Below are 22,520 nucleotides of genomic sequence, written 5' to 3'. Positions count from 1 at the left end.
GAAATAACGGGTGCGGATGTCAGCGAGGCTGAACGATTTATTCTCATTCTCCATAATTGGATGCCTCCACTTAGTCAAAGATATACTTGAGCGCTTTGATCGCCTGGTCGCAGTTTTCCACGGTGGCGCTTGCCTTGCGGGAAAGTTCCTTTAGCGCGTGGATGTGCTGCTCCGGACGGATAAGGATGAGCGGCTTGCCGAGCGCGACCGCAGCGCTTGCGTCCATTGCGGTGTTCCATTGCTTGTATTTCTCACCGAACAGCGCGATGACGAGATCTGACTTCTGCATGAGCACCTCGGTGCGCAGGTTGTTGAAGCTCGATGCCGCCCAGTCTTTGTAGAACGGTCCCGGCTGCTCGCCGATGATCTCTTCGCCGATGTTGTCGGAGCGGTCATGGTTCTCCTGAGGCCCGACAAAGTCGATCGGCAGATTCAGGGCAGCTACTTTCTGTTTGATTTCATCCCGCCAGGACGAGTGGATCTCTCCGGCCAAATACACAGTCAAACGCATATGTATCCCCTCCACAGAAAATTCAGTCTGATTCATTGTATCATGAATGGCTGAGCGATGGCGAAATTAGAACCACACAGCAGACTGCATGAGTGGCTTTCCTGCTTCACTCAGATGGAGATAGCAACGATATAAATGTACCCGGCCACCATAAGGAGGATCAACGCGATTCCTGTCCACGCAATGTGCAGAATGCCATACGAATGAAGGACGAGAAGGATATAGAATGTGATGGCGAGCCCGATTACGGCCACATCGTAGAAACGAAAATCGAGGAAAAGCAGAATCACCCTGATGAGAAGGAGAGTTGCGAGCGCTCCTGATACCGTTCCGATGAATCTGGGTACCCGCAGGCTGTGGAATAGCCAATCAATCAAGAAACCGCCGACCGAACTGATCAGTGCCGAAAAGACCAACAGAATAATCAGGTTTAGGTAGATGAACACTTCACACTTGCCTCCTTACCTTCACCAGGGTCATTCATGACTGTATGTACAGGACGATCCATCAAGGACAGGGTTACAGAAACACCCAATTTAAAAAGCACCCAAAGCGGGTGCTCGTAATCGTTATTTCGATAACTTCACTCTCTGCAGCCGAAGCGCGTTCAGGACGACTGACACGGAGCTGAATGCCATCGCGGCGCCCGCGACCCAAGGGGCGAGGAGGCCTGCTGCGGCAATCGGGATGCCGGCGCTGTTGTAGGCAAATGCCCAGAACAGGTTCTGTTTGATGTTGCGCATCGTTTTGCGGCTCATCAGGATGGCGTCTGCGATGCTGTTCAGGTCGCCGCGGATCAGTGTGATGTCGGCGGCTTCCATCGCGACGTCCGTGCCTGTGCCGATTGCCATGCCGACATCTGCGGTGGCAAGGGCGGGGGCGTCGTTGATGCCGTCGCCGACCATGGCGACTTTCTTGCCTTGTTGCTGGAGCTTCTCGACTTCCTTCGCTTTGCCTTCCGGAAGCACTTCGGCGATGACCGCATCGACGCCGACCTGTTTTCCGATCGTCTGAGCCGTGCGTTCGTTGTCGCCGGTCATCATGATGACCTGAATGCCCATGTCCTTCAGGCGTTTGATGGCTTCGACGGACGTTTCCTTGACGGTGTCGGCGACGGCGACCATCCCGGCGTACTGGCCGTTGATGGCAGCGGTCATGGCCGTCTTGCCTTCGCGCTCCAATTCTTCCATGACAGGGAGGACTGACTGCACATCGATGCCGTATTCCTGCATCAGTTTGCGTGTGCCGATGATAACTCCTTGTCCGTCGACGGTCGCGATGACGCCATGGCCAGGAACCGCTTCGAAGAATTGCACAGCGCCGAGCGTGACTCCTCTATCCGTGACGCCCTGTACAATAGCTTCAGCCAGCGGGTGTTCGGACTGCTTCTCGGCCGCGCCGATCAGCGAGAGGAAGGCCGCTTCATCTTGGCCGTCCGCCACACGGACATCGGTCAGCACGGGCTTGCCGTGAGTGACCGTACCGGTCTTGTCGACGACGACCGTATCGATGCCTTGTGTTTGCTCAAGGTGTTCGCCTCCCTTGAACAGGATGCCGTATTCGGCTGCCCGACCGGAGCCCGCCATGATGGAGGTCGGGGTCGCAAGTCCGAGGGCACATGGGCAGGCGATGACCAGGATGGCGATCAGCACTTCAAGGGCCGGCGTGAATTCGCCCGGCTGGACGAAGAAAAACCAGGCGAGAAATGCCAGGACGGCGATGCCGACGACGATCGGGACAAAGATTCCTGAAATCTTATCCGCCATGCGTTGAATCGGCGCCTTGGAGCCTTGTGCATCTTCGACGACTTTGATGATCTGGGCGAGCGCGGTGTCGCGCCCGACCTTGGTCGCGGTCATCTTAATGAACCCGTTTTTGTTGATGGTGGATCCGAAAAGCGCGTCTCCGGCCTGCTTGTCGACCGGAAGGCTCTCGCCGGACAGCATCGATTCATCCACAGCCGTGCTGCCTTCGAGCATATCACCGTCGACCGGAATCTTTTCGCCAGGCTTCACGAGGATCGTGTCATCGACAATGACTTCATCAAGCGGAATGTCTTTTTCCGTTCCATCTCTCAGGACGGTCGCGGTCTTGGCCTGGAGTCCCATGAGCTTCTTGATTGCCTCGGATGAACGTCCTTTTGCTTTCGCTTCAAACAGTTTCCCGAGGACGATCAGCGTGATAAGCACGGCACTTGTCTCAAAGTATAAGTGCGGCGCATGACCGGTTCCCGCAGTCGCGATCGCCTGATAGACACTGTAGAAGTAAGCGGCGGAGGTGCCCATCGCGACGAGAACGTCCATGTTCGCGCTGCCGTTGCGGAGTGCCTTATAGGCGCCCACATAGAACTGCTTGCCGATGATGAACTGGACCGGAGTGGCAAGCGCCATCTGCACCCACGGATTCATCAGGATCTCCGGCACGTACATGAACGACGTGAAGGAGAAGTGTGCAAACATCGTCCAGAGCAGCGGCAGGGAAAGGATCAGGGAAGCGATGAATTTGTGCTGCTGATCTTTGATGTGCTGTTCCCGGTAATCAACCGGCTCCTCGCCGTCCTGCTTCTGATGCGCCCCGTAACCGAGCTTTTCCACTTTCTCAATGATATCCCGGATGGATACTTCAGAAGGGTTGTATTCAATGGTTGCCCGTTCAAGGGCCAGGTTGACGTTTGCCGACGCCACGCCGTCCATCCTGTTCAGCCCTTTTTCGACGCGTGTCGAGCACGCGGCGCACGTCATTCCGGTAATCTCGAATTCTGCTTTCTGTTTGACGACCCCGTAGCCGAGGGCTTCGATTTTCTTCTCGAAATCTGCTTCGCTCAGTTTGGCCGGATCATATGTGATCGAGGAGCTCTCGAGGGCCAGGTTGACGGACGCCTGCTCGACGCCTTCCATCCTGTTCAGCCCTTTTTCGATGCGGGTTGCACAAGCCGCGCACGTCATCCCGGTGATCTGGATGTTGGCTTCTTTCGCTGAAACAGTCATCTTCGTTCCACCTTTCTCTCATACCACTAAGGGGTATGTTTTTGATAAAAGAAATCAGGCTACGTCGTAACCCTGCTCAATGGTCTCTTTGATCGCTGTTGGGGAACTCGTCGCTTCGTCGTAGGAGACGGACACTTGTGCGTTCTGCAGATCCACCTTCACCTGCCGGACACCCGGGAGTTCCCCGACGCTTCCTTCAATAGCATTTACACAATGGCCGCACGACATGCCGCGGACCCCAAGAGTCGTTTCTTTCATTATAAATCCTCCTTGATTGTTTACAAACTTGTCAGCTTCTGAGCCGTTGTTTGCGTTTGTAAACGTGAATTTTCAAGTGTATTTCATACATACGAGTAGGGGGTATACAAATGGCAGAAAAGAGGTCCTATTACACAACACGTAATAAGACAGTTGAAATTCAATGATGGTGGACATTGCAATGGCACTGCCCGGGAACGCAATTGCACGGAACCTCTTCCACGGCGTGTGCCTTCTTCGCCTCGAGAACTTCCTGGAGAAGGGCGATGTCCCGATGGCTTAGCGTAGCCTCTGACAGAACACCCGCTATCGTCTTTCCGACTTCTTTATTGCACACATGGCTGAAAAACTCACCCAGCGAATGGCGGACAAATTCGTTCTCGCCGACTTTCGCGGAATACAGGTACCGCCGTCCTTCCGTTTCGGTGTTCAGCATCCCTTTATTGACGAGCCGCCCGATGAAGGTTTTGGTCGTTCCCGGCTTCCAGCCCATCTTCTTCACCAAAATCTCGATGATCTCTTTGCTGGATACCTTGCCATGTGCCCAGATGACCCGCATGACTTCCCATTCGGAATCGGTCACTTTGAAATCTGTTTCCGTGCTCATCGGCAACGCTCCCTTCAAGAACATGTAGCTTTGATTCAAGTTTACGTTTGTAAACGAAGGAAGTCAAGGACAAATGCCCGGCTGATTTTAAAGGAGGAGAAATTGCCATCCCCCGGTAAAATCATGATGAAGGGGTAAAGATATTCAAGAGACGCAGGACCGGATGGGAGGACGGCAGCATGAAAGTGGGCTATGCCTGCATCAATACAACTTTAAAAGGCGGCTTCCGCACGTGCCGCGTGGCGACAGTGGAGAAGGAGGGCGAGCGAATTCTTAAAGAGTTGACGCTCGCCAATCTGCGCCACACAAAGAAAATCATCGGGTGGAACATCGTGCACGGCATCGGATTTTACCGTCTGAGCAGCGACCTGATCGTACTCGCGACGCATCCGGTGAACACGTGGGACTGGGCGAATGACCCCGACGTGCAGGAAGTCTGCGGGGAGATCAAAGCCCTTCGGGACAAATTCAATCTGCGGATTTCCATGCATCCAGGCCAGTACTCGGTGCTGAACTCACCCAACCCTGAAGTCGTCAGGAAAACGCATGAGGACCTCGAGCACCATGCGACGCTCATGGAACTGACCGGGGCGGAGGACATGATCCTCCATCTCGGCGGGAAATACGGCGATCCGGAAGCTGCGCTTGGGCGGTTGATTGACGAGACGGAGCGGCTCCCGGATTGGATCCGCACTAAGTTGCGCTATGAGAACGACGACCGGACGTATAACCTGTCCGATGTTTTGTATGTCTGCGAAGCGGCCGGCATCCCAGCCTGCTTCGACATCCACCACCACCGCTGCCATCCGGCGGACGAACCGCTGGACGAGCTGCTGCCTCGCGTCTGGAAAACGTGGGAGCGGGTGGGCATACCGAAGATCCACATCAGTTCCGGACGCGACCGCCCTGACGACCGTCCGCACCATAACTACATCGTGCCCGAAGACCTCGACTGGCTGCTTGAGGAACTGGACGGAAAGGACGTCGACATCATGGTCGAGGCGAAGATGAAGGAACAGGCGGCACTCGGCGTGATCGAAATGCTGAAGGAGCGGGGGATCGAGGTGAATCAGCCGTAAGCGGGGAGAGGCCGCGGCGTTCGGGAGCTTAGTGTACTTTCACGAGCAGGTTGTGTACTTTCGGGACCGCTTTGTGTACTTTCGCGGGTCGATGGTGTACTTTTGAGGACCGTTAGTGTACTTTCAGCAAAATCGTCGATCAGAAAAGGACCATCAATGGCGATGGTCCTTTTTGCATGGCCTTTCATAAAGTGGTGCAGGGATCTTAGGAATCGTAAGATAGACGTAAACCATATGCGAAGGGGGAATCCATATGAGTCATGAGGAGCGTTTTTACGACAAAGTCGGAAAGATAAATGGATGGGATTTTGGTGATTTAAAAGTATTCTCCGAAGGGGTGGAATGGGACTTTGTTCAAGAGGTGAAGAGCAGGTGCAACCAGACTGATATGCTGTTGGATATCGGCACGGGCGGCGGAGAATATCTGTTGAAGCTTTCCCCTTCACTGCTTTTGGCAATCGGAATTGACTTATCCAACGAAATGATCAAAACAGCCAAAACGAACCTTCGGAATTCAACTGTTTCCAACGTCAGGTTCTTTCAAATGCCAGCTGAGGCGCTGCAATTTCCGGATGAATTGTTTGATATGGTTACGAGCCGCCACGCTCCTTTTTCTTCGAATGAAGTCTATCGTGTGTTAAAGGCCGGCGGACTTTTTATGACACAGCAGGTAAGTGAATCCGATAAATCGAATATCAAAAAGGCATTTGGCCGTGGCCAGTCCCTGGATGAAAAAGATAGAACACTACAAGAACGGTACATACAAGAGTTGCAGGTGGCCGGGTTTTCCCATGTCCAGGCATTTGAATATGATGCGACGGAATACTATGAGCGGCCTGAAGATCTGCTTTTCTTATTGAAGCATACCCCCATCGTTCCGGACTTCGGCCGGGATCAGAATGACTTCAAGGTCCTGAATGAGTTTATTGAAACAAACACAACTGAAAAGGGAATCCGGACAAATTCCAAAAGGTTTTTGATTATCGCGAAGAAATAAAGGAGGGGGATAGATGGGTGCCAAGAAAATAGGCGGAGTGCTCCTGATTATTCTGATCATCGGATACTTCATCTATGATATTTCCAAGAACACAACCTATGAAGAACTGGTCACTGAGCTGATTGATGAGAACGAAACGGTCGAACAGATCTCGTTTTATAGCGATGTTCCCTATATGACGAGCACGGTACATACGGCAATCCATGATCAGGACCTGATCAGCGAGATCATGACAACCGATATGAAGATGAAAAGAATCTCACCCTATGAACTCCCGGCAATCACCAGTACGATGGTGATCCAAACCGATCGGCAAGATTACAAGGTCGGCTTTGATGCAAACAGCATCATGATCGGTTCGATCGCTACATGGTGACGGACGACTATTTGAATGCCATTGAAAGAGTTTTAATAAGAGAAGATCTGGATTGGGAAATCATCGAATACACACCGTTCATCTGGTAAAAGGGGCTGTCCGAAAAGTATATTTCCAACATAAAAAGCAAACAGCAGTGGCTCTGGTCGCTTTCCGGGGGCGTTGCCTCAGCCGGCGCCAGTACGCAGACTGGCGTCTGTGCGCATCGCAAAGCGTTGCGCAACATCCGGAGTCTTCGGCTAACGCTATTCCCGCAGGACAGGGAAGCTTCCTCGAACAAGCCTCGCACGAAGGAAATGCGAAGCATTTTCGAGGAGTCTCCCGACGCCACTGCTGCTTGCCATAGATACAAGTATTTAATTACTTATTGGACAGCCCCTTGTTGATGATGTTCATTTGTGTCGAGACTCAGCAATTAAACCTCTTTGTTCTTGTGTGGACTGTCCCACAGCCAGGTTGCCACCCGGACAAACGCCAAGATGAATACGGACTTCATCAGATTAGAGATCCAGTTTACTGAACCAAACTGAACCCAGTCATAGACAACAAAAAACAGAAACAACAGTATGGAAAATATGATGAAAATGCGGGCTTTGCGTTTCATAAAAATCCTCCAAAGAGCTGCGATATAAAACGATGTACGGCGATAATAACTAGAGCAAGATAAATAAACTTGTTCTTTATTAGCAGTGAAATTCCCTCCGGCTTTAAAATTCAGCAGGTTGCAACCTTTGATAATATGAATGCACCGAGTATTTAAAACGTCTCCCTGCTGGCCGAATCGTCCCGTTTAAATAAACGATATAGAAAAGTTAATAGAGCGAGGAGTGCGGTGACTCCGGTCGAAATAAGAATGCCGATATCCCGGTAGCTCCAGTACCCCGACCAATAGGGCACCCATCAGGATAGTGTCCAGAAATTTGAAGCCTTTATGGTCAAAGACGGTATCCAGGTCTTTTGCAATCGTCTTGTTTAAGATCTCCCGGACAAGGCCAAGGGCGAGCAACACAAGAATCGCTTCCAACTCTGAAGTGCGTTGGAACACCATGACGATTGCGGAGACCGCTGACAGGTAAAACAAAAGCTCTAAGGTGATTTTCCATTGGTTGGCGGTGATGATCATGATTCATCTCTCCGGCAAACACACACCATCTGGCCGCTTTCCGCTTGCAAGGGGCGCCCACTCCAGTCCCCGTACATGTTCTCCAGCCGGAAGCCGTGCTGCCGGAGGAGCCGTTCCAGTTCGAGCGGATAGGTGTAGCGGAGTGAGATGGCATCCTGGCCGAGTGGTGCGCCGTCTTCGGTGAACTTCTCCGTCGTGCAATGAAGGATCTGTGTGACGGGGTCATAGGTCTCGGTGTGAACCTCTCGTATCCGGCAACCGCCGGTTTCCGCATCCTCTTCATAACGGTCCGGTACGGCGAGTTCCGATGGCACGGGATTCCGCGTGTCGAAGATGAACCGGCCGCCTGGCTCGAGATGGCGCCGGACGCTTTCCATCATCCGGTCCTGATCCTCATTCGTAAGAAAGTGCTGGAACGAGTTGCCCGCCATGACGATGAGGAGTGCGGAAACAGAAAGGTCGAGTGATCGGCAGTCCTGCTGGAGGAAGCGGACGGGCAGTCCTTGTTCCGCCGCTTTCTCCCGGGCACGCTCGAGCATCCCCTCATGCAGGTCGACGCCGGTCACTTCATAACCGGCTTCTGCGACCGGGAGCGAAATCCTGCCTGTGCCGCATGCTAGGTCGATGACCACTGAACCGGGTGCGGGCAAGTGCCCAAGAATGAACCGGGTATCTGCGTCGTAACCGCCGTACTGCCTGTCATACTGAAGCGGATCATTATAGATTTCCAGGTTATCCGTTGTCTTCATGGAATCCCTTCCCCTCAATGCAAGTTTCATAGTTTCTCTTCACCAAAAAGCTTCCACAAGCCTTCCCGGTGTCATGATAGAGTTCCTTATCGACCTCAAGTTCAGTGCTGCGGTTGGATTCAGGATAGCCCGGCTCTTCATTCGTGACGGATAGGAGGCCTTCATCCGCCCATTGGACATCAAAGCGGCTGTTGGCTTCCGCGTAGTAGACGGTTTTTGGCTTGCCGCCTTCCGCCGTAACATCCACCCAGACCGTAACGCCGCCGGCCGCTCCGCCATACGGACGATAAAAGGCGCTTGCGGTGTATCGGCCGGAAGGGGAATCAAGCGGCTCCATGTAGGATTCTCCTCCGCTGCGGTCGAACGGCTGGAATTGCGTTTCATAAATCAAAAGACCGGTGGCGACTGCCGCGAGTCCCAGAAATGCGGAGAGCATCCCTTTTGTAACCTTCTTCCGCGCAAGCAGCCGGACCAGCAGCAAGATGCCGGCCAGAGCGGCACAAAGTACAAATAGTGAGATCAGCAGAAAGCTTCCCATCTTTATCCCCCAAATCCCCCTGTTATTTCCACTATACTGTAATATCAGAGTTCAATGTAGAGGAAATTGGAATCATTCCGACAAAAAGCCCCCGCCGGATCACTTTAATATGATCGGTGGGGGCTTCATTGTTTTTTGGTACTCATGCACTTTCCGCTTCAAAGTACCCGGCCTTCTTGCGGTCAAATACCGATACGGAAAGGGCAATGGCAAGCACAATTGCAATTAGCGCAAAGACGATTGCGGCCCCTTGCACGCTAAACCATTCCGCGAAAAGGCCAAGCAGGAGGGTGAAGGCAATCTGCAGGACGTTCTGGAAGATCATAGCCAGGCTGCCGACTCTTCCCATGAGCGCGGTCGGCACGTTGCGCTGGTAGAACGTGTCGTAGCCGGCGTTGCTGAAGGCCATGAAGATGCCGAGCAGGATGAAGGAGATCATCGCCGGATAAAAGCCGGCTGAGCTATAGAATGCCGCATACGCCGCCATCGTCAGTACAGTTCCGAATCCGAGATAGGCCTGCAGGGACAGCTTCTTCGCGAATGCGGCGGAAAGTGATGCCCCGATGAGGGACCCGGCTCCCGCAATGCTTACGAGCAGCCCGTACTTCTGGTCACCGAGTGCCAGGTCCTGTTTGATGAACGTCACTTCCTGGGAGTCGAGTGCGAATGCCAGCATGAGCGCGATTTGGAATATCAGATAGATGCGGAAGAAAAAAGGCTCCGATCGGATAAAACGGGTGACTTCACCGAAGTCATCTCGCACCATCCGCCATCCAAACCGTCCGGAGGGGGCACCCGTTTCTTTTGGTACCGGCAGAAGCGCAATGGCTGCGGCACAAAGAAAGAATGTTGCGCTGTTCAGGAAAACCGTCCATGTCGTCCCGACAGTCAAGATCAGAACACCGGCAAGTGCCGGGCCGATCAGGAACGCACCGGAATTCATCATCCCCATGAACGAATTGAATCGCTTGCGATCACCTTCCGGGACAAGCTTCGTGATGACGAATGTCGAACTTGGCCCGAAAAACGTCCCTGTCGCGTTGGTCAGGAAGACAAGCAGGTAGACAATCCAGATCGATCCGGCGAACGGCATCATGAAGACAAGCAGTCCCCGGATGAGGTCGGAGGCGATCATGAGCCGCTTCTTGTCGGAGCGGTCAATCACCGATCCGGCGAACAGGCTCATCAGAACTCGCGCCGACGGTCCAACGACATAGAGAAGGGCGACTGCCGCTGCCGAACCGGTCATGTCGAGCACAAGCAGATTCAGCGCGATCAGATAAATCCAGTTGCCGAACTGAGACACCCCGATGCCTCCGATCAACAACCCGTATAACGTACTCCGCCTCATCCCCATCCCCCCGGAAAAACGTGTTAACCCAACTATACTGCAAGGACAGAAGGATAAGGAGATAGGATTATTGCAATTTTAATACATCGGATAGCTTCCGAACGTGCAATCTGGGCGGTCGAATATGCAAACTCGCAGCTCCAACGTGCAGACTCGCGGCCCCAACGTGCAATCTTAAGCACCGAACGTGCAAACTCACCCGTCGGCCCTTCAACGTGCTGCTGCCCGACGAGGGTGCAGCATGTTTGTGGTGTTGGGGAAAAGTTTTTTCGTTTTCCAATCATTATTTATTGATATTCGATATACATTTATCTATAATCGAGAAGAATCAATGGGAAGAGGTGTGCTTGATGAAGAGGGGATCGACGTTATTCCTGAAGCTCACTTTGGTGGTGATGGGCCTGCCGGTGCTTGCGGTCGCCCTTCAACTTAGCATCGAAGTATCGCTTGACCTGATCCGCGGAGAAGCACTGCCATTTGCGGATTGGGGACTGTTTGCCGTATTGGCCGGATCGGCGGTGCCTTACCTTATGGCGTTGCGCGAGGCGTGGCGGCTGCTGGGGCTGATTGACAACAGGGAGGCGTTCTCGGAGCCTGCCATCCTGGCATTGCGGAAGATCCGTCACTGTGCCGCGATTGTCGCCGTCATGTTTGCACTCGGCTTTCCCGTATTCGTCGAGCTTTCCCGGATTGAAGAAGCCCCCGGCCTGGTCGTCATCGGCATGGGCATCGTCGGGATTTCGGTCGTAATCGCCGTTTTCTCGGCGGTACTCGGGCATCTTCTGAAACAGGCCATCTCCATCCAGGCGGAAAATGAATTGATTGTCTGATCCATCAATAAGAAACGAGGTGCACGATATGAAAAAAGGTTCTACGTTGCTTCTGAGGCTTGCAGTCATCGTAATAGGCATTCCGGTGCTCCTGATTGCGGTCCTGATCCTTCCGAAAATTGTCCTGGAAACAATGGGCTATATCGGCGAAGGGATGCAGCTGCCTTGGATCGTCCTCAGCCTGATGGCGATCATGTACATTTCGGCCATCCCGTTTTACATGGCCCTTTACCAGGCATTGAAGCTCCTGGGCTACATCGACCGAAACGAAGCGTTCTCGGAGCTGTCGGTCGAGTCGCTCAAGAAAATCCGCAACTATGCCTTCACGATTAGCGCCCTGTATGCGGCGGGACTGCCGTTCATCTTCATGATCGCGGAATGGGATGACGCCCCCGGCCTTGCCCTGCTTGGGTTGGTCATCGTCGGCGCGTCGCTCGTGATCGCCGTCTTCGCCGCGGTGCTCCAGAGGCTGCTGAAACAGGCGATCGACATCAAACACGAAAACGATCTGACGGTCTGAGGAGGGAGCCAAATGCCAATTATTATTAATCTCGACGTCATGCTCGCCAAGCGCAAGATGAGCGTCACCGAACTCTCCGGAAAAGTCGGCGTCACGATGGCCAACCTGTCCATCCTGAAAAACGGCAAGGCCAAGGCCGTCCGCTTCTCGACGCTCGAAGCCATCTGCAAGGCGCTCGACTGCCAGCCAGGGGATATCTTGGAGTACCGGGAAGAGGAATAGGAGCCGGGCGCATGGCATGGTGTACTTTCGGGCACGGATGGTGTACTTTCAAGGACTCTTGGTGTACTTTCGCGAGCCGATCGTGTACGTTCACCACATATAGAGGAATCATGAGGAAAGGGACCATCCGCGACGGATGGTCCCTTTGTGATGGAGTTCATTAAGTGGAGCATGGTCGAATGACGAAATCGGCGACACGAATGACGAAACTGTGGCCACGAATGACGAAATCGGCGACACGAATGACGAAACTGCACGCCTGAATGACGAGATCGCGGCCGCAGACTTAAGACGGCTCTCCCGGCAGCTTATCACGTCCGGACACCCCCGGAAACTCGATCACCTGCGCAGAAGCCGGCCGCTCGTACAAACTCATGAGCTCCACCGGTGTCTTCCTCAAGCGGTAGCTCATCGTCACGCGGTCCCACTCAGCGCCGAACTTGATTTCGTATTCATCCCGGAGCGCGCGCATCATGAATTCCAGGTACGTCATGTCATTCCGATTTTCCCTCGAATACACCTTTTCCGGCGTGATGATCCGGATGCCCCGGGCCATCATCAGGCCCATCATCGTGTCCCAGTCGAACTTGATGCCGAGCCCGAATGAGTGGATGTGCCGCGTGACGATGGCGTCAAACTCGCCCATGTCGGCCCAGCGCAACAGTTCCATCGCGGCTTCATTTCGCTTGTAGCTGCTCGCTTCATAAAACAGGTCATAGTCGCAGCGCCCCTCGACCATGCGCAAGAGGAGCTCTTCGTTGTCATCGGCCGAGGCGTGGAGCGGCGCGCGCCCCCAATAGGTCGAGCGGACATATACGGCGGCTTTCCGGATTGGCGGCAGTTGAATGGTCATAGCTGATCTCCTCCAATAGATTCTGAGATGAACCTAGTGTGGGAGATTCAGCGGGGGATTATACATGACCATGTGACAGACCTCTTTCGTACATATCGTGCGAAAATAATCGGAATCTTCATACAAACAGTGGGTACTCTTGTTTCTTCGGCCTCCCTATACTATGACATAAGCTATTCGGTTGATAGCGCTTACAAATGAGGAGGAGACGTATGAGACAACCTAACGTACTTCAGAAGCCCTTGGAACGTGAAGAGCTATTGCGCAGAGCAAAGGAACTTGGTGAACTGGCGGAACAGCATTCCCTACAGTCGGATAAAGACGGAAAACTGCCGGATGTCGTCATAGAGAAAATGAAAGAAGCGGAATTCCATATGCTGATGCGGCCGAAAACATACGGTGGCCAGGAACTGGACTTCAAGACGTTCGGCGATATTATCCGGACGGTCGCGTACCACAGCGTGCCCGCCGCATGGATCACTTACTTCGCGATCATCCATGAAACATGGCCGGCGTTTCTCCCGAAAGAGGGCCGGGACAAGCTCTTCGGCAGAGGGGAGCTCATGGCGGACGTGTTCGCGCCGGTCGGTCAGGTCGAGGATGCGGACGACGGGGAAGGATACATCGTCAGCGGGACTTGGAACTTCTGCAGTGGCGTTCTTTGGTGTGACTGGATCGCACTCGGTGCCATCCACAAGATGCGGGACGGGGAAAATCCTGAACTGAGCCTGTTCATCGTCCACAAAGACGACACCGAAATCATCGAGAACTGGGACACGCTCGGCCTCCGGGGAACCGGCAGCAATGCGGTCAAGCTGGACAAAGTGTATGTGGCACCGCACATGGTCTTCCCGATCAGCCGGGTTGTCCAGGGCGCAACCGCGCCTGACGGTAACTATGAGCCGGACTACCAGATCTTCAACGTCCCTTATCTCGCCTACTTCCTGTCCGGATTCGCGCAGGTGGCCATCGGCGGCCTGAACCGACTCGTCGACGATTACATCGAGAAGACAAAAGGCCGCGTCCGGATCTACAACAACAAGAAAAACGAGAAAGACGGAAGCAGCGGCCAGCGGAATATCGGCGAGATCAAGATGGAATTCAACGCGCTCAAAAACATCGCGGATGAACTGCTTGAAAAGCTCCAGGGCTACCGGGCAGAGGGCACCCGTGTCCTAGAAGAGGAAGAGCGCGAGCAGCTGTTCGCGATGCGCGGATACGTCGCGAAAAATTCCGCGGAACTGGCCACACGCATCATCATCAACCTCGGGGGCAACGCGCTCTACCGGAATGGCCAGTCCGAACGGTTTGTCCGTGACCTGATCGCGGTCGCCGCGCACCCGACACACCTGTACGAAGATGCCATGGTCGGCTACGGCAAGACGATCCTCGGCTTCGACGGCCACCCGATGTGGTAAGCCGCAACCTTTAATCCTGAATCGAATCCAATCAACCAAAATAGGGGGAGTTCACATGAAGCGAGAAGAACCATTGTTTGATGTCGCGCAACTGGCGCACCTGGAGATCTACAGCCCGAAAATCGAGGAGTCCGTGGCGTTCTTCAGAGAGATTCTCGGGATGAGCGTTGCGGCACGCGAAGGGAAGTCCGTCTACATGCGTGCCTATGAGGATCACTATCACAACACGCTGAAGATCACGGACCACCATGAAGCGGGCCTCGGCCACCTGTCGCTGCGGGCGACTTCGCCGAATGCGCTGGAGCGCCGGGTGAAGGAACTCGAGGAAAAGGGCTACGGCATCGGCTGGATCGACGGGGATATCGGCCATGGGCCGGCCTACCAGTTCAAGTCGCCTGATGGCCACCTCATGGAGATCTTCTATGAAGTGGAATACTTTGAAGCGCCCGAAGAAGAAAAGACGAAGCTCCTGAACCGTCCGCAGCGCCGCCCGAACATCGGCGTGCCGGTCCGCCGGCTGGACCACATCAACCTGCTGTCCAGCAACCCGCGCGAAACCGTCGAATTCCTGGAAGCGCTGCTCGGCTTCAAGGTCAATGAGCGCATCCTGGACGAGGACAACAACGACATCGCGGCTTGGACGAGTGTCACGAACCTCGCGCACGACATTGCGGTCATGGGCGACGCGCTCGGCGAAAAAGGCCGCCTGCACCACATCTGCTACTGGTACGGCTATCCGCAGTCGCTGACGGACGTCGCGGACCTCCTGATCGAACGCGGCTTCGAGATCGAAGCAGGACCGCTCAAGCACGGCGTCTCCCAGGCCTCCTGCCTCTACGTCTGCGAACCGGGCGGCAACCGTGTGGAACTGTTTGGCGACGCGGGCTACCTCATCTTTGACCCGGACTGGAAAACCGTCGAGTGGAAAGGAAAAGACCTTGAGAAAGCCATCATCTGGCAGGGCGCTGCTGAACTGCCTGCTGACTTCTTCCGCTACGGGACACCAGTACGCGAAGAGAAAGTGCCGGCCATCGCCGGACAGACGCCGATCGAGGAAGAGACCGAAGACGTCCGCTCCGTGACGGTAGAAGAGTCGAAAGAACAGGCGAACGTTTAATAAACGCAACAACCAAAGCAGCAAAAGCAGAAGGAGGCTATTCTCTTGGTCGCAACTGAGGAACTGACTGAAAAACGCATGAAGATCAACGGCATCGAGACGAATTATCTCGAAGCGGGCTCCGGCACGGAAACGATGATCCTGATCCACGGCTCCGGCCCGGGGGTCTCCGCCTACGCCAACTGGCGACTGGTCATCCCGCGCCTGAGCGAATCGCTTCACGTATTCGCCCCGGACGTGGTCGGATTCGGCAAAACCGCCAAACTGGAGAAGGACGAGTATTCCCTCGACAACTGGGTCAACCACCTGATCGGCTTTATCGAGGAAGTGGCGGACGGCCCTGTGTACCTCGTCGGCAACTCGTTCGGCGGAGCGATGGCGCTCCACATTGCCCACAGACGTCCAGATCTCGTCAAGAAGCTGATCCTGATGGGCTCCGTAGGGGTGGAGCACAAGGTCTCTTACGGCCTCAGCAAAGTGTGGGGATACGACCCGAGCATCGAAAACATGCGCCATCTGATTGAACTGTTCTCCTATGATGAAGCCGCGGCAAAGAACGAAGAACTCGTCCGTTTGCGCTACGAGGCAAGCATGGAACCTGAGACGAAGGAAGCCTTCCACGCCATGTTCTATGAGAACCAGCAGGAGCGGGTGAACGAACTCTCGCTGTCAGAAGAAGAACTCAAAAATCTGAAGACCGAGACCCTGCTTTTCCACGGACTCAACGACCAGGTCATCCTGTTCGAAGACACCAGCTACAAGCTTGTGCAACTGCTGCCCAATGCGGAACTCCACCTCTTCAACCAATGCGGACACTGGACGCAGATCGAGAAAACAGAGCCGTTCATCAACCACATCCTGGCGTTTGTAAACGGGAAATAAACAGAGGAAAGACCGCCAAATCGGCTATGATTTGGCGGTCTTTTCATTGGGTGGGGGGATGGGTGAATCAATCAACTATGGTAAAATTATGGAAAGGAGGCGTTGCCTTTGCTAAGATTCCTTTCTGCTTCAGGATCCGCAATTATATTCACGGCATTGCTGTGCTTGTTTCAATACACACCAAAAGGCGAGGTGGAGCCCGGAGTCTACCATTTCGGACTGGGCGAACTGTTTACGATTAATCTGATTTATATCGCACCGATCTATTTAACGTTGGGAATCGGCGTGTCCTGGACGGCTGATCAGTACATCAGCGGCAAGTTCGGGAAACTGAGGGCATATGTTCTGAGTGGAGCCGGAATCACGGGACTGATCGCGATTCTGACGATGCAGGATGACTTCATTCTTCCGGCACTCCTGCTCTCTGGCCTGCTTGGAGCTGCCGCTGCGCTGGTTTACTGGCTGACCGAATTATGGGTGGGCCGGATATGTAAGAAGAGCCGACACGTGCATCGTGTTCGGGCATAGCCAGGTGATTGGGAGGGGGGAAGAATAGATGGGCGCTGATCGCAGGAACCGGAGAAAGTGGCCATTCAGCTTTTTCGGCTTAGGTTATTTGGTTGTGGGAACCATCTTAAATTTGCTGTTCGGTCCAGGCCCATTTGTGCCTTCCATATGGTCTTACTTAACCGTTGCCATCGTAGCGGTGTTGATAGATATTGTGATCTTCCTCTATAAAAAAATCAGATCAACAGGGAAAAGGCCTAAGGAGAGATGAGAATTGGAGTTTTTGATAACAGTCGCTGCAATTGGAGGAATAATATTTATTGTGTTTATTGTTGCTTACGCAAATGCATTAAAAAGTACTAACAAAAAGAAATAATTATTGGGCTAAGTTTTCATATAAGGGAGTGCGGGATAAAAGCCGTCTTTTGCTTAAAGGCAAGGTGCATGCGAAATGGTATTGAGGATGTGGGGGTGGTGGCATGAAGAAAGATATTAAGATTGGTTATTATGAGCTGGATGCGAGAGGAAAGTTTATCCGATCGCTTTGGAGTGGCTTTTTAGCTTTGCTTTTTCTGTATTGGGCTGTTTGGTGTGTACCTGCACATCCTTCGTTAGACAATGAGTTTATTAAAGTAGAGGTTCCGATTTTAACTACGCTGCTTTACCTCGCAAGCTTAGTCTATAAGTACAGAAAGTGGAAAAAAGAATCTTAAAGCAAGTTCAAACGTCCAGTTGACCAGCACCCGCATTTGGGGGAGTACATAAAAAATGGGGATGAAGCCATGTGGATTCTATTAGGTGTTTTCGCGATCGCGTCAACAATGACAAATCTTTATCTGTATCGAGCAGGGAAGGATGATAGGCTGGCCATGGCGATGGGGTTATCGCTCACAGCTTTGACCCTTTGTGCAGAATATAGCCTGGTATCCGATTGGGTGGAAGCGGAAGACTGGGCAGCGCTGATGGATGTCGTGCCTGGCATGGAACGGGCGTTATGGGGGCTGACCATCATTTCGATTTTGCTGAATATCTCGCCGCTTCTTTTGGAGCTAAGAGGCAAGCCAGTTAAAGGGAGGAGGTTTGGGTGAGCCTGCTGTATCTCAACATAGCGGTTGCATTGATTGCTTTGGTGCTGAAGATGACGCTCGACTTATTTTCAATCGGCGTGGTCTTCTTTGTCCTGCCGATCATCTTCTCGCTTTATGGCCTTCAACTCATCAAAAACCACAAGAGAAAAGAAAGTTATATTATTATAGGAATCACTACCACCTTAACGCTGCTTGCGCTGAGCAGTTTCCAGTAATCAAAGGCCTGCCGATCCCTCACAATTCGGCAGGCTTTCGTGTTTAGATCTTCCCCTTTGCCTTCAGCACATTCAGCGCCATGTAGACGGAAAACAGGCGCTTGGTGTCGTCGAGTTCGACGTCGAGGAGTTCGCTGATTTTGCCGAGGCGGTAGCGCAGGCCGCTGATTGACATGGAGATGGCTTTGGCGGTGGCGTTGATGTTCATGCCGTTCTCGATGTAGTCACGGAGCGTGGTGATCAGCTCCAGGCTTTTGTCTTCCTTCAGCAGCACGCCAAGCTGGTTGTTGACGAACCGGTCCAGCGTCTTTTCGTTGGAAATCTTGAAAAGGATGCTTTCGACGCCAAGCTCCTCGTAGTACAGAATCCACTTGTCGTCGCTTTTCGCATTCAGCGCGGTCAGCGTCTCGCTGTACAGGACGGGCAGTTCCTCGAGGCTATCCGCCACGGAGCTGGCGCCGACGTAGAAGGACAGGCCCTTAAAGCGTTTTTCGCAATGCTTCAGCAGTTTGTTGATGAAGGTTGTCCGGTCGGCAAAGCAGTTCAGGCAGCTGGAATAGTCGATGACGATCAGGATGTTCCCGGAGCGGTGGGAGACGATCGCGTTGATGCCCCGCTCCTTCAGGAACAGATTCAGGTGGCGGAAAAGCTTTTCGCTGATCTCCACTTCCGAGCTCAGGTCGGCTTGGTCGATGTTCCGTTCGAGCGTCAGCATCCAGTAGTCCGACTCCAGGTCCAGTTCCAGGTAACGGGCGACCTGATACAGTTCCTCCTTGTCCATCTTTTCATCCAGGATATCGCTCAAAAAGCTCCGCCTGATGTTCTGTTCCGTCTGGAGCTTGATGTTCTCGTTCATCAGGATGATGGAGGAAGTGAGTGATGCCTGGTCGATGATCATGCGTTCCAGTTCAGTGGGTTCCTGGCCGTTATGGTAGAGGAACGAGCAGAATCCCTTGATCTCGTTTTCGAACAGGATCGGGGTCCTGAGAATCCCCCGGCCGTGGGAAAGCTGCGTGAAGCAGGTTGTGTCCGTCCCGAGCGTCTTCAGGTCCAGATTGAGGTCGATGTCCCCGGAGCGGGCGATGATCCGGTGCTTTTCGTCCTCGATGAATGTAGGCAGCCCCGCCTTCTCGCAAAGGAGGTCCGTAATCTTCTGGAGCTCCTGCGTGGACAGCAGTTCCTCGATCAGCTCCTTGTGGATGTCATTGGCCTTCGTCAGATAGTCCCGCTCCGTCTTCAGCTTGGCCGTGACCTCGTCCAGTTCCTTGATCATGCTCGAAGACTGGTAGTAGCGATATTCGTTCCGGTCCTCTTCGTCCCATTTTTCGACCGGCATGCAGACGATCTCGCAGCGCTCGTGTCCCATCGCCTCGCACTTCGTTTCCTTCACGAGGATCGGCTTCTGCAGGGCGGTGGACAGGTAGCCGCTCGCATACCCGCACAGCGTATGGCAGACGGGCTCGTCGCTCAGCCTGTTGGTCCGCTTGTATTCATCCGCTTCGTACGACTTGGACCAGAGCGCCTTGATGTAGTCGACATGGCCGTCTTCGCCGAACCGGATATCGTCCACGATGACCTCGTCCAGGTAGCCGTGGATCACATGGAATTTGGGGCCGGCTTCGACCAGCTCCGTCTCGTCTTTCCACTCGAAATTCCGGACCTTTTCGCCCTCGCTCACGCCCGTGTGCCAGCCGTAACGGATGAACACGCCTTTCGCCCGGTCTTCGCCGATGCTTGCGACGAGCTCCCGCTTCAGGGCGGACAGCGCCGTCACGGGAATGCTGATCAGCCGGTCATGGAAGATCTTCATCGTCTGTTCCGTGGGCAGTTCAAACACGTCATGAAGCTTCGCTTTGTTTGCCATCATTTTCAATCATATCCACTCCTTTGATCTGAACGCTCTTACTAACGGATTGCCGGGGGAATTCGTGTCTTTCATACGAAGAATCCGTCCAACTTGGTAGTTTTCGTGGGTAAACGACGACTGACGGAGGTGGTAGGATGTATGTAATCAAATCAGAGTCCTTGATTTATCGGAGTAGTTGGTAGCGGTTACATTATAGTTCGGAACATATTTTTTTACAACATGTTGTCTGTAAATTTGAAATGTTGAGTATTTAGTCGCATGGACTCTGATCAAACCAAGGAGGGGATTGGAATGGATGATCGTCAGTTCAGAAATGCAATGGGGAAGTTTGCCACCGGAGTCAATGTAATCGCAACGGAAACGGACGGGGAAGCGTATGGAATGACCGCCAATGCGTTCATGTCCGTATCGCTCGACCCGAAGCTGATCGTGATCTCGATCGGCCATCAGGCCAAGATGCTGGAGCGCATTCGTCAGAGCGGCAAGTTCTCGGTGAACGTCCTTTCCTGTGAGCAGCAGGAAGTGTCCATGATTTTCGCCGGCCAGAAAAAGACCGAGGAACAATTTGAATTCGAGCGCCTCGGGGACACGCCGGTCGTGAAGGGCGCGCTTTGCCAGCTGTCGTGCGAAGTCTACAACGAACATACGGAAGGGGACCATGTGCTCTTTATCGGCAAGGTGAATGACATGGCCCTGGCGGACGGGGATCCGCTCATCTTCAACTGCGGCAAGTACCGCCGCCTCGAAGAATTCGCCGAAGCTGTCCAGTAAAAAAGGGGTGGAAGGCATGGAGATCATCATCCTGAACGAAGCCAATCTCGCCGACTGGCAGGAAAAAGCGCGCCCGAACGTCATCGCACTCGGCTTTTTCGACGGCGTACACAAAGGGCACCAGAAAGTCATCAAGACGGCCAGGCGCAAAGCCGACCGGGCCGGCGTTCTGCTGGATGTGATGAGCTTCTTTCCTCATCCCAAGACGGTGCTGTCCGGCGGCAAGGTGAAGGTGGACTATCTGATCCCGCTCGAGGAAAAAGCGCGGCTCCTGGAAGAGATGGGCGTCGACCGGTTCTATATCGTCACATTCACGAAAGCCTTCGCCTCACTGAGTCCTGAAGCCTATGTGGAGCAGTACCTGCTCAAGTTCGGCACGGTCCATGCGGTCGCAGGCTACGACTTTTCGTACGGGTTCAAGGGAGTGGGGACGATCGACCGCCTGTTCGCGGACTCGGGCGGCCGGATCGGAGTGTCAAAGGTGGAGGAAGTCCAGTACCGCCGCGAGAAGATCAGCTCGACCCGCATCCGGGCTGCGATACTTGATGGACGGATCGCTGAAGTGAGGCAGCTGCTCGGCAGATGCTACACGACACGCGCTGAAGTGTCGGGAGGAAGTCTCAAGCTCAAGGAGTACTATATGCTGCCGCGGAGCGGCATCTATGACGTCCGGATCGGCACGGGGAGCGCGTGGCATGACTCGCAGATCTACGTGGACAGCGACCGGCAGACCATCTCGTTTATGAAAAAATGCTTGCTGAAGCACATTGACCAACAGGAAATCGCCATCGAGTGGCAGAGGTGGGTAGCCAACCATTCCCTCTACCACTCCGTGGCGCAATAGGGGGCAGGAACATGCTGGCTACAGAACAACTCGGAAATCAGATCTACCGCGCGGAGAAGACCGGGCAGCCGATTGCGCCGCTGACGGAAACCTATCCGGACCTCACGCCGGACCAGGCGTATGCCGCGCAGTTGGAATACGTGCGGAAACGGCAGGCGGACGGAGCGGTCGTCAAAGGCAAGAAGATCGGCCTCACGAGCAAGGCGATGCAGGACATGCTCGGTGTCGACCGGCCGGACTACGGCCACCTGTTCGACGACATGATCTTCACGGAAGGCGAGCCTGTCGATACAAGCCGTCTGATCGCGCCGAGGGTGGAGTTCGAGATCGCCTTTGTCCTGAAAGAGGACATTGACGGCGCCAACGCGTCGCTGGAGACTGTTGCGAATGCCATCGATTACGTCGTGCCGGCAGCCGAGATCATCGACAGCCGGATCAAAGATTGGAAAATCAAGTTCGAGGACACCGTCGCCGACAACGGTTCTTCTGCCGGAGCGGTGTTCGGGAAACAGCAGGTGAAGCTGGACGAGATCGACCTTCCGTCGGTAAAGATGGAAGTCTTCAAGAACGGCGAGAAACTGGATGAAGGCTTCGGCTCCGCCGTGCTCGGAAACCCGCTCGAAGCCGTCGTCTGGCTGGCAAAGGCCCTTCACGAGTACGGCATCCCGCTGAAAGCCGGGGAAGCGGTGCTTGCAGGCGCCCTCACGAAAGCGGTCGACGTCCAGCCGGGTGACCGGTTCAAGGCGACGTTTGAAAATCTTGGCGATGTGGACGTTTCGTTTTCCTGAAACACACAATTAAACAGTCATG

The 22,520-nt window shown here is 53.9% G+C and carries 27 protein-coding genes; 16 read left to right on the top strand and 11 right to left on the bottom strand.

Translation table 11 applies throughout. The features are described from left to right. Positions 1-70: 70 nt before the first annotated feature. The 5 genes from AC6CHQ_RS05500 to AC6CHQ_RS05480 form a co-directional block, all read right to left on the bottom strand. On the bottom strand, positions 71-511 hold the full coding sequence (locus AC6CHQ_RS05500) for a YtoQ family protein (protein ID WP_092052587.1): 441 nt from the start codon (positions 509-511) through the stop codon (positions 71-73). Between the two features lie 110 nt (positions 512-621). Then, complete coding sequence (locus tag AC6CHQ_RS05495) at positions 622-957, bottom strand: hypothetical protein (protein WP_498081070.1); 336 nt, start codon at positions 955-957, stop codon at positions 622-624. A gap of 123 nt (positions 958-1,080) precedes the next feature. Continuing rightward, complete coding sequence (locus AC6CHQ_RS05490; protein ID WP_498081069.1) at positions 1,081-3,498, bottom strand: heavy metal translocating P-type ATPase; 2,418 nt, start codon at positions 3,496-3,498, stop codon at positions 1,081-1,083. Positions 3,499-3,552: 54 nt separating this feature from the next. Further along, positions 3,553-3,756, bottom strand: a complete 204-nt coding sequence (gene copZ, locus AC6CHQ_RS05485) for a copper chaperone CopZ (RefSeq protein ID WP_251238701.1) — start codon at positions 3,754-3,756, stop codon at positions 3,553-3,555. A 160-nt stretch (positions 3,757-3,916) separates the two neighbouring features. Further along, on the bottom strand, positions 3,917-4,363 hold the full coding sequence (locus tag AC6CHQ_RS05480) for a CopY/TcrY family copper transport repressor (RefSeq protein WP_251238700.1): 447 nt from the start codon (positions 4,361-4,363) through the stop codon (positions 3,917-3,919). 179 nt (positions 4,364-4,542) lie between these two features. Here AC6CHQ_RS05480 and uvsE point away from each other — a divergent pair, with 179 nt between their 5' ends. The 3 genes from uvsE to AC6CHQ_RS05465 all read left to right on the top strand — a co-directional run bounded on the left by uvsE (position 4,543) and on the right by AC6CHQ_RS05465 (position 6,815). Further along, positions 4,543-5,442: a UV DNA damage repair endonuclease UvsE gene (uvsE, locus tag AC6CHQ_RS05475; protein WP_251238699.1), complete on the top strand. Its 900-nt coding sequence runs from the start codon at positions 4,543-4,545 to the stop codon at positions 5,440-5,442. Positions 5,443-5,695: 253 nt separating this feature from the next. Beyond that, positions 5,696-6,439: a class I SAM-dependent methyltransferase gene (locus tag AC6CHQ_RS05470; protein WP_251238698.1), complete on the top strand. Its 744-nt coding sequence runs from the start codon at positions 5,696-5,698 to the stop codon at positions 6,437-6,439. 13 nt (positions 6,440-6,452) lie between these two features. After that, the gene (locus AC6CHQ_RS05465) at positions 6,453-6,815 is read left to right on the top strand and encodes a hypothetical protein (protein WP_092052563.1); all 363 of its coding nucleotides are present in this window, start codon (positions 6,453-6,455) and stop codon (positions 6,813-6,815) included. Positions 6,816-7,605: 790 nt separating this feature from the next. On the opposite strand, the gene AC6CHQ_RS05460 is transcribed toward AC6CHQ_RS05465, so the two are convergent. The 4 genes from AC6CHQ_RS05460 to AC6CHQ_RS05445 all read right to left on the bottom strand — a co-directional run bounded on the left by AC6CHQ_RS05460 (position 7,606) and on the right by AC6CHQ_RS05445 (position 10,576). Further along, on the bottom strand, positions 7,606-7,938 hold the full coding sequence (locus tag AC6CHQ_RS05460; RefSeq protein WP_498081068.1) for a hypothetical protein: 333 nt from the start codon (positions 7,936-7,938) through the stop codon (positions 7,606-7,608). Further along, positions 7,935-8,687, bottom strand: coding sequence for a class I SAM-dependent methyltransferase (locus AC6CHQ_RS05455; RefSeq protein ID WP_498081067.1), 753 nt, complete (start codon positions 8,685-8,687; stop codon positions 7,935-7,937). The genes AC6CHQ_RS05460 and AC6CHQ_RS05455 overlap by 4 nt, the downstream gene beginning before the upstream one ends. Next, positions 8,671-9,225 (bottom strand): DUF5412 family protein, encoded by a 555-nt coding sequence (locus AC6CHQ_RS05450; RefSeq protein ID WP_498081066.1) that lies wholly within the window; start codon positions 9,223-9,225, stop codon positions 8,671-8,673. Before AC6CHQ_RS05450 ends, AC6CHQ_RS05455 begins: the two co-directional genes overlap by 17 nt. Before the next feature lie 142 nt (positions 9,226-9,367). Then, positions 9,368-10,576, bottom strand: a complete 1,209-nt coding sequence (locus AC6CHQ_RS05445) for an MFS transporter (RefSeq protein ID WP_498081065.1) — start codon at positions 10,574-10,576, stop codon at positions 9,368-9,370. A gap of 350 nt (positions 10,577-10,926) precedes the next feature. Here AC6CHQ_RS05445 and AC6CHQ_RS05440 point away from each other — a divergent pair, with 350 nt between their 5' ends. The 3 genes from AC6CHQ_RS05440 to AC6CHQ_RS05430 are packed head-to-tail and all read left to right on the top strand — an operon-like array spanning position 10,927 to position 12,148. Further along, positions 10,927-11,406, top strand: coding sequence for a DUF2975 domain-containing protein (locus tag AC6CHQ_RS05440; RefSeq protein WP_498081064.1), 480 nt, complete (start codon positions 10,927-10,929; stop codon positions 11,404-11,406). A 28-nt stretch (positions 11,407-11,434) separates the two neighbouring features. Continuing rightward, complete coding sequence (locus AC6CHQ_RS05435; RefSeq protein WP_498081063.1) at positions 11,435-11,926, top strand: DUF2975 domain-containing protein; 492 nt, start codon at positions 11,435-11,437, stop codon at positions 11,924-11,926. A gap of 12 nt (positions 11,927-11,938) precedes the next feature. Continuing rightward, a complete protein-coding gene (locus AC6CHQ_RS05430; protein ID WP_498081062.1) occupies positions 11,939-12,148 on the top strand; it encodes a helix-turn-helix domain-containing protein in 210 nt (69 codons plus the stop codon). A gap of 286 nt (positions 12,149-12,434) precedes the next feature. Here AC6CHQ_RS05430 and AC6CHQ_RS05425 read toward each other — a convergent pair whose 3' ends face one another. Next, positions 12,435-13,001 carry a recombinase family protein gene (locus AC6CHQ_RS05425; protein ID WP_498081061.1) on the bottom strand — a complete coding sequence of 189 codons (567 nt, stop codon included), beginning with the start codon at positions 12,999-13,001 and terminating at the stop codon, positions 12,435-12,437. 212 nt (positions 13,002-13,213) lie between these two features. Between AC6CHQ_RS05425 and AC6CHQ_RS05420 the strand changes: the two genes are divergently transcribed. From AC6CHQ_RS05420 to AC6CHQ_RS05390, 7 genes are all read left to right on the top strand, one after another. Next, positions 13,214-14,419, top strand: coding sequence for an acyl-CoA dehydrogenase family protein (locus AC6CHQ_RS05420; RefSeq protein WP_498081060.1), 1,206 nt, complete (start codon positions 13,214-13,216; stop codon positions 14,417-14,419). 55 nt (positions 14,420-14,474) lie between these two features. Next, the gene (locus AC6CHQ_RS05415) at positions 14,475-15,536 is read left to right on the top strand and encodes a catechol 2,3-dioxygenase (RefSeq protein ID WP_498081059.1); all 1,062 of its coding nucleotides are present in this window, start codon (positions 14,475-14,477) and stop codon (positions 15,534-15,536) included. Between the two features lie 45 nt (positions 15,537-15,581). Then, positions 15,582-16,418, top strand: coding sequence for an alpha/beta fold hydrolase (locus tag AC6CHQ_RS05410; protein ID WP_498081058.1), 837 nt, complete (start codon positions 15,582-15,584; stop codon positions 16,416-16,418). 108 nt (positions 16,419-16,526) lie between these two features. Then, positions 16,527-16,946 carry a hypothetical protein gene (locus tag AC6CHQ_RS05405; RefSeq protein WP_498081057.1) on the top strand — a complete coding sequence of 140 codons (420 nt, stop codon included), beginning with the start codon at positions 16,527-16,529 and terminating at the stop codon, positions 16,944-16,946. A 458-nt stretch (positions 16,947-17,404) separates the two neighbouring features. Then, positions 17,405-17,638: a hypothetical protein gene (locus AC6CHQ_RS05400; RefSeq protein WP_498081056.1), complete on the top strand. Its 234-nt coding sequence runs from the start codon at positions 17,405-17,407 to the stop codon at positions 17,636-17,638. Between the two features lie 69 nt (positions 17,639-17,707). Next, positions 17,708-18,013 carry a hypothetical protein gene (locus tag AC6CHQ_RS05395; RefSeq protein WP_498081055.1) on the top strand — a complete coding sequence of 102 codons (306 nt, stop codon included), beginning with the start codon at positions 17,708-17,710 and terminating at the stop codon, positions 18,011-18,013. Beyond that, entirely contained in the window at positions 18,010-18,228 is a 219-nt protein-coding gene (locus AC6CHQ_RS05390; RefSeq protein ID WP_498081054.1) for a hypothetical protein, read from the top strand. The genes AC6CHQ_RS05395 and AC6CHQ_RS05390 overlap by 4 nt, the downstream gene beginning before the upstream one ends. 43 nt (positions 18,229-18,271) lie before the next feature. Here AC6CHQ_RS05390 and AC6CHQ_RS05385 read toward each other — a convergent pair whose 3' ends face one another. Further along, positions 18,272-20,095, bottom strand: coding sequence for a XylR N-terminal domain-containing protein (locus AC6CHQ_RS05385; RefSeq protein WP_498081137.1), 1,824 nt, complete (start codon positions 20,093-20,095; stop codon positions 18,272-18,274). Positions 20,096-20,386: 291 nt separating this feature from the next. Here AC6CHQ_RS05385 and AC6CHQ_RS05380 point away from each other — a divergent pair, with 291 nt between their 5' ends. The 3 genes from AC6CHQ_RS05380 to AC6CHQ_RS05370 are packed head-to-tail and all read left to right on the top strand — an operon-like array spanning position 20,387 to position 22,498. Beyond that, the gene (locus AC6CHQ_RS05380) at positions 20,387-20,866 is read left to right on the top strand and encodes a flavin reductase family protein (RefSeq protein ID WP_498081053.1); all 480 of its coding nucleotides are present in this window, start codon (positions 20,387-20,389) and stop codon (positions 20,864-20,866) included. 16 nt (positions 20,867-20,882) lie between these two features. Further along, positions 20,883-21,710, top strand: a complete 828-nt coding sequence (locus AC6CHQ_RS05375; protein ID WP_498081052.1) for an adenylyltransferase/cytidyltransferase family protein — start codon at positions 20,883-20,885, stop codon at positions 21,708-21,710. 11 nt (positions 21,711-21,721) lie between these two features. Then, positions 21,722-22,498, top strand: a complete 777-nt coding sequence (locus AC6CHQ_RS05370; protein ID WP_498081051.1) for a 2-keto-4-pentenoate hydratase — start codon at positions 21,722-21,724, stop codon at positions 22,496-22,498. The last annotated feature ends 22 nt before the right edge of the window (positions 22,499-22,520 follow it).

This window comes from Bhargavaea sp. GQ12, from assembly GCF_059758705.1.
This window is presented reverse-complemented; position numbering and strand designations above follow the sequence as displayed.